The sequence below is a fragment of the Rheinheimera baltica DSM 14885 genome, from assembly GCF_000425345.1.
In the GTDB taxonomy this organism is placed as follows: Bacteria; Pseudomonadota; Gammaproteobacteria; order Enterobacterales; family Alteromonadaceae; genus Alishewanella; species Alishewanella baltica.
In genome coordinates, this window is record NZ_KE384353.1 from 91477 (window position 1) to 98710 (window position 7234).

Sequence of the window (7234 nt, forward strand, 5' to 3'; positions counted from 1 at the left end):
AAGTTAGCTTACCATTTCAATTGCCTGGCGAGCTACGCGATACATTGCTTCTAGCGTGACTTTAAATACCCAGCGAATAAAGCGCACACTAAGTTCGGTAATTGTGGTTACCACTTTACCGGCAAATACCAGCATGTGGCCTAGCAAGCCCATTACCTGTGTTTCAAATTGCGGCGACATAAGCGCGACTTTCTCAATCGTGGCGGCCAGGTAATCATAAAATGTCATTACACCGCTTACGCCCATTTGCACCGATACGGCCGTTAAGTATCCCGCATCTTTTAATAAGGTGATAAGTGCATGAGTTAGGCGTTCTTGCCAGTGCGTGCTAAAGCTGCATTCAAAACGACGTTCGTAAAACAATCGCACAGCTTTAACTGTGTCACCTTTGCGTTGTAAATCTTCCCATTGACCGCGAGACGTTATGACATAGCCAGGGTTTTCCATCATTGAGTGTGAGGAGATATTAATACCCGTTGCTGATGTTAACAGTACACTACTGCCGTTTAGAGGTGCATGATAAAACGGCCACACAGGTACCATAGGCACAGGGTCATCACCGTGCAGGCAACGATAAATTTTATTAATGCTGCCAGATGACTTCATAGCAAAGTCATTTAAGCCAACTCGTGGTGCGCCAAATGTATATAGTGCTACACGATTACCAAAACGCTGTTTAATCCAAATAGCAGCAAGGCTGGCTAATGCGCCCCCTAAGCTGTGGCCTGCACAATGAACTACGCCATTGCTGTTGGTATTCAGTAACGGAGCCAGTTGTTTCTCCAGTGCTGGCTGCATGCTCCTAAACACTTTTTGAAACCCGGAATGCACAGCACTGTTATTATCGGCTGTGGCTAAACTGGCATTGGCGTTACTAAACCAGTCACGGCCACTTTTCATATTTGTGCCACGAATACCCAATGCAACATCACCGGTAAAATGACCTTTACCTTTGCCTATAATCGCAAAACCGGTTGTGCGGTTAAACAGCGTAGATATTACACTTCCTGAAGTGCCATGCACAACGCCACCTGTTTGACTGAAGTCAAAATGCTCTGTGATAAACCTTTTCCCTGCAGTGTAGTTTTGCCCGGCTTTTATATCCTGAGCTTCGTAGGGGGCTCGTGCCAGCCATACTGCCGTTTTTGGGGTAATAGTCTTCATAATCCGTCCTTGCATATGGGGTGGGCATTAAAAGCTTTCAATATTTTTTGCGTCTTCGTCTATTAGTCGTTGCAACTCTTCATTTGAGAATACTGCTGTGCCAGAGTGGGTGAATCGACATTTTGATGAAAATGCGGGCGCAATGTCTGACAGTTCAGGATCTTCCAGATACTTCAATTGCTCTGTTTTGGTGGCGGCTGCTAATTCGCATTGCATATCACTGAGTATCAGATCGAGGCTCCTGTAATTCAGGTGATTAAGGTTAGCGATACGAAAGACCAAATCTTGATTATCTTTGCTTGGATAATGCGTAACATAAAGTTCCATTGATACGCTGACATCAAATAAGACACGGCGAACTTTTTTGGTTTTCTGCGGAAAATGAAAACGACCGTTGTCATCCGTAGTTGTGCTGTCAAAGCGTTCTTCGCCTTCATAGTAAGACCTGCGCTTAACTTCTCTGTTCGTTACAGGCTTACCATGTTCTGTGACCACACCCTTTATTTCAGGCGACCACTTAATTTCTGTTCGTTTTAACCAGCCAAACACCCCTGCCTCCACGTTAGTTGTTAACACAGAAAGTATTAGCCCTAAGCCAGCGGCCATTGCCTTGTTATAAAGAGGCTGCCATCCAAGCATTACTACAATCCTGTTATTTATTTATGTCAGTATTTTAATGTCGCATATATTAATGTCAAATATGTTTTTTTAATGTTAATTATATGAGTTTGATGTTTTTGATGCATGGAAGAAGGCTGGTAACACTATCGCGGTATGTTTCTAGAGAGGCTAGGGGCTTTGTTTATAAGGGCTGTGCTGCATAGTTACTACTATTAATTTTGATCTGATAATCATCTAGGCTAAGCATGCCTTGCATGGCCTACTAGTTAATCGCTATTTATAAACGTCATAAAGAGGGTCCAACGGGATTCTGAATTTTTTCACAAAAAGTGATTTAAAGTGTTGATATTGTTATTATATAAATTGATTTAAATGATGTTATTAGCCAGCGGTGCTCTACTCGATACTCGGCACTACCAAACTGAACGGCATCAATTCGAATGACTATCTGACTGCGGTTCTCAAACGTATCGGCAATCACCCCATCAACCGCATCGATGAGCTGTGGTTGGACAAAATAGTTCTAAAGTGGACAAAATAGATCTAAATTGATGTTTCATTAGGTTTTCGTAACATACTGATAAACCTTGTCATCTTGCTTTAGTTGGGTGTTTAATCTTCCTCTTACAGATAAAAATCACTCAATTTACTTTAAAACTATTTTGTCGTAAGTTCAGGCATTTCAGCCAAAATATGCCGCCTGTAGCTCAATTCACTTTAGAACTATTTTGGCAATAAACATGAGCTACTGCCGTGGAACATCGACTTAGCGTCACAACCTGGCGACGCCATTTAAGACACTAAGTGTCCACTAAAAATAAGTGGACACTTAAATTAGAGCATCAACCTGTGATCGCCGGACGCTTACTCTATTTTGTCCATTTAAGAACTATCTTGTCATCCCACAGCCAAGCCAACAAGTAAGAACTCATATTGACCACCGCCAGACGCATCAATACCCTGAAATTACTCTCTACTTAAAAGTGAAAATCGGCTAGACCTAAAAGAATTCCAGATAAGGATATGTTGAACTTTGCTAGAAATTAAATAGCAAAGATCAACACGGCCAACTTAAACTAAAAACTTATTAAGATTTGCGTGTAAATCTATTACGCGTTTCGCAATAGTTGTATTGGCATCCGATGTGGCTCTGGCTCCTTCTGCAGTTATTTCTGCAAGGGTACTAATTCTATGCAAGTTTTTGTTCACTTCTTCTGCAACAGAAGATTGCTCTTCTGCCGCCGTGGCGATAGTGATATTTAAATCTGATATTTGCAAAACTGAGTGAGAAGCTTCCTCAAATGTTTGACTGGTTTTTGCAATGTATTCTAGACAGGAATTTGCGCTTTCACTTCCTTTATTCATACTTGTCACAGCGTTGTTAGCTTCCGTTTTGAGTCTGGTAAGTAATTCTTGAATATCAACCGTAGAGTTTTGAGTGCGTTGTGCTAGCGTTCTGACTTCGTCTGCAACAACTGCGAACCCGCGCCCACTTTCACCGGCACGAGCGGCCTCAATGGCTGCATTTAGTGCTAATAAGTTAGTCTGCGCAGCGATACCCTGGATAGACTCCAAGACATTGCCAATATTGTTGGTTTCTTCAACCAAGCCTTTAATAACCTTTGATGCTTCGCCTACTTCTTCTGACAACTGCTTAATTAATAATTGTGTGTCTGCGGCGACTTTCTTTCCTTCATTGACTTTACTGGTCACTTGTTGCGTCACTTCTGCTGCATTTGCGGCACTTTTTGCTACATCCTGAGTGGTTGAACTCATTTCATTCACCGCTGCGGCAACCATTTCGGTTTCGATTCTTTGCTGCTCTACATTAGTTAGCGTTTCACGCATTGACTTCATGGCGATCTCAGATGAACGACCAAGTTCATCAGCGTGCGAATTTGTTGTTCCGATTAATACTCTAAGCGTGTCTAAAAAATTATTGAATGTTCTTGCAACATCGCCTGTTTCATCTTTGGAATTATCATTGAGCCTAACGGTCAGATCGCCATCACCACCAGCAATTTCAGTTAAACGACTGGACAGGAGTTTAATCGGGTTAGTAATTGAACGACCAATCACGTAGGGCAGGAAAGCGCCAATTAGAAGTGCGATGACGCCCACTATAGCAATCAACAGAATTCCGGCTTGTTCGTCGCTTTCAGCTTGAAGTGAAGCAGCTAGAGTAAACTCTTGCACTTCGTGCAAAAGAGTAGTGAGTTCGCGCTGGATCTCATCATCTAGAGCTTCTAGCTCGTGACCTTTTTTGGCAAGTTGTGAAAGCGGAATTGAGTCAACCTGCTCTACAATTTTCTTAAGCTCAGCACTAAATTGTGAAGTGCGGTTTTGTATGTCTCGTAAAGCATTTTGCACTTTAAGAAACTCCGCCTTTACTTCCTTACTGTGCATGTTTTCGGCTGCACTGGCGGCAAAGGAGATAGCGTCACTCACTTCGTCATTTAGCTTTTGGTCTAACTGTTTTAGGTAGGCAATAAGGGGAGAAAGGTTACTATGAAGTTCAGATTGGTCTGAAGCGTTTAAAGCTACACTAAATAAAAGTCTTTCAAACACTATAGCTTGCTGCAATTGATGCTCAGTGATTTGAGTAATTTTGCCTGTTAAAGGAATGTCACGTTCCGCAATATCTACTAGTTCAACACCGATTTTATTCATTTGAACGATGGCTACAACGACAACTGCAAGTAACAATCCTACCTGAATGAATCCAAGCGCATATATTTTCTGACAGATTTTTAAGTTTGCGAACATATTAGTTACCCCTTATCCAGGTCTGTGGCCTGATTCTTTCTAAAATAGTTCATCAGCTCTAGTGCGAAACTGGGTTTTTGTTCCAGGTAGTCAGAACGGTCTGTTTGAACCAGGAAGTCAGAATACCCATCTAGGTTGATCATCGGGAAGTCAGCCAAATTCTTAAAGCCCATTTTCCAGTCCGGGAAACTGCGCTTGTCAATTTGACTTTCTCCCAAAAGGTTCACTCGGGTGTGACGCGGATCTTTGCTGATGAGTTGGTAAAGAGACTGTACTTTTTGCTTGTCTCCTTCCAATACCTGTATAAAAGTGCCATAGCCATCGTATAGCATTAAACCCGTTATTCCTTTGCTTTTATTATTTTTTCTGAATTGAACAAGCATGGCTTTTAGCTCAGCTTCACTGAATCGGCTTTGTGCTTTACTAACATATATGAGTTCTATCATTGCTCTCTATCCTATACTGTTATAACCATGAACATTCCGAACAATATTCGATCGTTAAGCTCCGATCGTTTTGCCTAACATTTAATTAAAGAACTTTTAACGCAGCTTGAGAAGTTTTTAAGATTCAATTAGTTTTCAAACCACCTATCTCATTCAGACAATACGTCTTTAAAACGGCCTAATAAGCGCAACACCAAAAACATAAGCCTGATGGCCATCAATAAAATCCACTGCAATAGTTGGTGCAAGCCCAAAATCGCCGATGTGGTAATCATAGCTTGCAGTTAGTCGATACAAGTCTTCGATGTGAGGGTGAGTACCGCCAATCTTTTCTTCACCTAAACCAGCGCCTACGCGGAAATTCTTAAAAGGATGATAGAAGACTTCTGCAACTTTTACTGTCACACCATCTCCATGATGAGCATCATTGATTTTTTCATAAACAAAACCGACTCCCCACTCCTGGTTAAATTTGTATTCATATTCAAATCCAAAGGTGAATTCAGTTTCACTTTCTGCATGGGTGTAGCCAACAAAAATCCCTGGATTATGATGGAAGAAGTCTTCCGCTGCTCTTGCTTGGCTAGAGAGTGAAATAACAACTATAGAAGCAAATAGATTTATGTGACGTACCATTAAAAAAATCCTTATGTTTTCAAGTCAAATCGCCAATTTCAAGTCAGTGTACTAGTCAACAAATAAATGTACATCAGACAAAAATATAAGAAAGGTAAAGTATAGCATACCTGAGGAATCTCCACAAATGGTGTAGGTAAAACAAATAGTTAGGCGATAAGGGAACATTCATGGCAGTTCCTGATCTTCCGCTATAAAAATTAACCGGAAGCACGCCATGAATGTTCAACGAATGCTCGCCGATTTTCTCTCATTTGTCATTCCAAAAAGCATCCATAAAACCAAAATGGCGTCACTTTGCGCATCGTTGCAAAGTTTGGTCACTAACGGCAAATGCACGGTCACTGCCATCGGTTGCGGCATTCAAAGTGCCGCCAATGAAAAACACTGTATTAAAAGAGCAGATAGACTGCTAAGCAACGATGCTTTTCAGGCCGACATTCCGCTGATTTATGTGGCACTAACCAAAGCATTAATCCAAACTAAACAGCCACTTATCTTGGTTGATTGGAGTAACGCCGACAAAAAAAAGAGTCACTTTATCTTGCGTGCCAGCCTCGCACTCGAAGGCCGCTCATTGACCAGGGCAAGATCACGAACATTTAGCACGGACTTTAGCATAACTGATTGACCGAGATCTTCAGCTGTGATCAGATACTGGCTTTTACGCGGAGCCGGTTAATGAACATCGATATTTTTGCAGAGCACTTTTCAGAATTAGAAGACCCAAGGCAAGCTGCTAAGGTCGTTTACCCCTTGTTTGACGTAGTGTTTTTAACGCTTTGCGCAGTCATTGCTGGCTGTGAGGGCTGGGAAGATATTGAAGATTTCGGTGAAAACCGCTTTGACTGGCTGCAAGAACATGGTTTTTTCAAACTGGGCTTGCCGGTACACGACACCATCGCGCGGGTGATGTCATTGCTGGACAGTGAAGCCTTACAGCGCTGCTTTGCCAGTTGGATGCAGGCTTGTACAGAACTGACTGATGGTCAGGTAGTAGCGATTGACGGTAAAACGCTGCGCGGCTCCTACAACAGGGAAGACCGCTGCTCTTCTATTCATATGGTTAGCGCCTTTGCCAGCGCCAATGACGTGGTAATGGGCCAGGTTAAAACGGACGAGAAGAGCAACGAAATTACGGCGATACCTCAGCTACTTAACTTGCTGGAGCTTAAAGGATGCCTGGTCAGTTGGGATGCCATGGGATGCCAGAAAGAGATAGCGCAGCAGATAGTAGATAAAGAAGCAGATTACCTGCTAACGGTTAAAGGCAACCAAGGGCAGCTGCACGATGCAGTAAAACAAGTCTTTGCGGGTAAAGCGCATAAAGACAGTGCAGCACAGTCACTGGAAAAGAACCGTGGGCGTCTGGAGTACCGTGAATTCCAGGTCTGTCCGGCCAGCGAATTGCCGGAAAAACTCAAAGCCACCTGGCCAGCGCTGACAACCTTAGGCATGGCAACGACTTACCGGGTGGAAAAGCACAAGCGTGCGGTGTTAGAGCAACGTTATTTTATCAGCTCAGCCGCGCTTGGCGCCGAGCGGCTATCCCGTGCAGTGCGAGAGCATTGGGGTATTGAAAACCAGCTGCACTGGGTGCT

The 7234-nt window shown here is 42.8% G+C and carries 7 protein-coding genes and 1 pseudogene; 3 read left to right on the forward strand and 5 right to left on the reverse strand.

From position 1 onward, the window contains the following. Positions 1-3: 3 nt before the first annotated feature. Complete coding sequence (locus H595_RS0120990) at positions 4-1164, reverse strand: lipase family protein (RefSeq protein ID WP_027672880.1); 1161 nt, start codon at positions 1162-1164, stop codon at positions 4-6. Between the two features lie 27 nt (positions 1165-1191). Continuing rightward, positions 1192-1803, reverse strand: coding sequence for a DUF6795 domain-containing protein (locus tag H595_RS0120995; protein ID WP_027672881.1), 612 nt, complete (start codon positions 1801-1803; stop codon positions 1192-1194). A gap of 370 nt (positions 1804-2173) precedes the next feature. Between H595_RS0120995 and H595_RS24065 the strand changes: the two are divergent. Beyond that, positions 2174-2326: pseudogene (locus H595_RS24065) on the forward strand (transposase domain-containing protein); the annotation flags it as partial. A gap of 530 nt (positions 2327-2856) precedes the next feature. On the opposite strand, the gene H595_RS0121000 reads toward H595_RS24065, so the two are convergent. From H595_RS0121000 to H595_RS0121010, 3 genes are all read right to left on the reverse strand, one after another. Beyond that, on the reverse strand, positions 2857-4551 hold the full coding sequence (locus H595_RS0121000) for a methyl-accepting chemotaxis protein (RefSeq protein ID WP_027672882.1): 1695 nt from the start codon (positions 4549-4551) through the stop codon (positions 2857-2859). 5 nt (positions 4552-4556) lie between these two features. After that, complete coding sequence (locus tag H595_RS0121005; RefSeq protein ID WP_027672883.1) at positions 4557-4997, reverse strand: BLUF domain-containing protein; 441 nt, start codon at positions 4995-4997, stop codon at positions 4557-4559. Positions 4998-5165: 168 nt separating this feature from the next. Then, complete coding sequence (locus H595_RS0121010; RefSeq protein WP_027672884.1) at positions 5166-5633, reverse strand: hypothetical protein; 468 nt, start codon at positions 5631-5633, stop codon at positions 5166-5168. 217 nt (positions 5634-5850) lie between these two features. Between H595_RS0121010 and H595_RS23320 the strand changes: the two genes are divergently transcribed. Both H595_RS23320 and H595_RS0121020 read left to right on the forward strand, forming a co-directional pair. Beyond that, a complete protein-coding gene (locus H595_RS23320; RefSeq protein ID WP_051220046.1) occupies positions 5851-6264 on the forward strand; it encodes a hypothetical protein in 414 nt (137 codons plus the stop codon). Between the two features lie 50 nt (positions 6265-6314). Beyond that, the coding region (locus H595_RS0121020) for an ISAs1 family transposase (protein WP_027672885.1) at positions 6315-7234 on the forward strand (920 nt) is incomplete at its 3' end.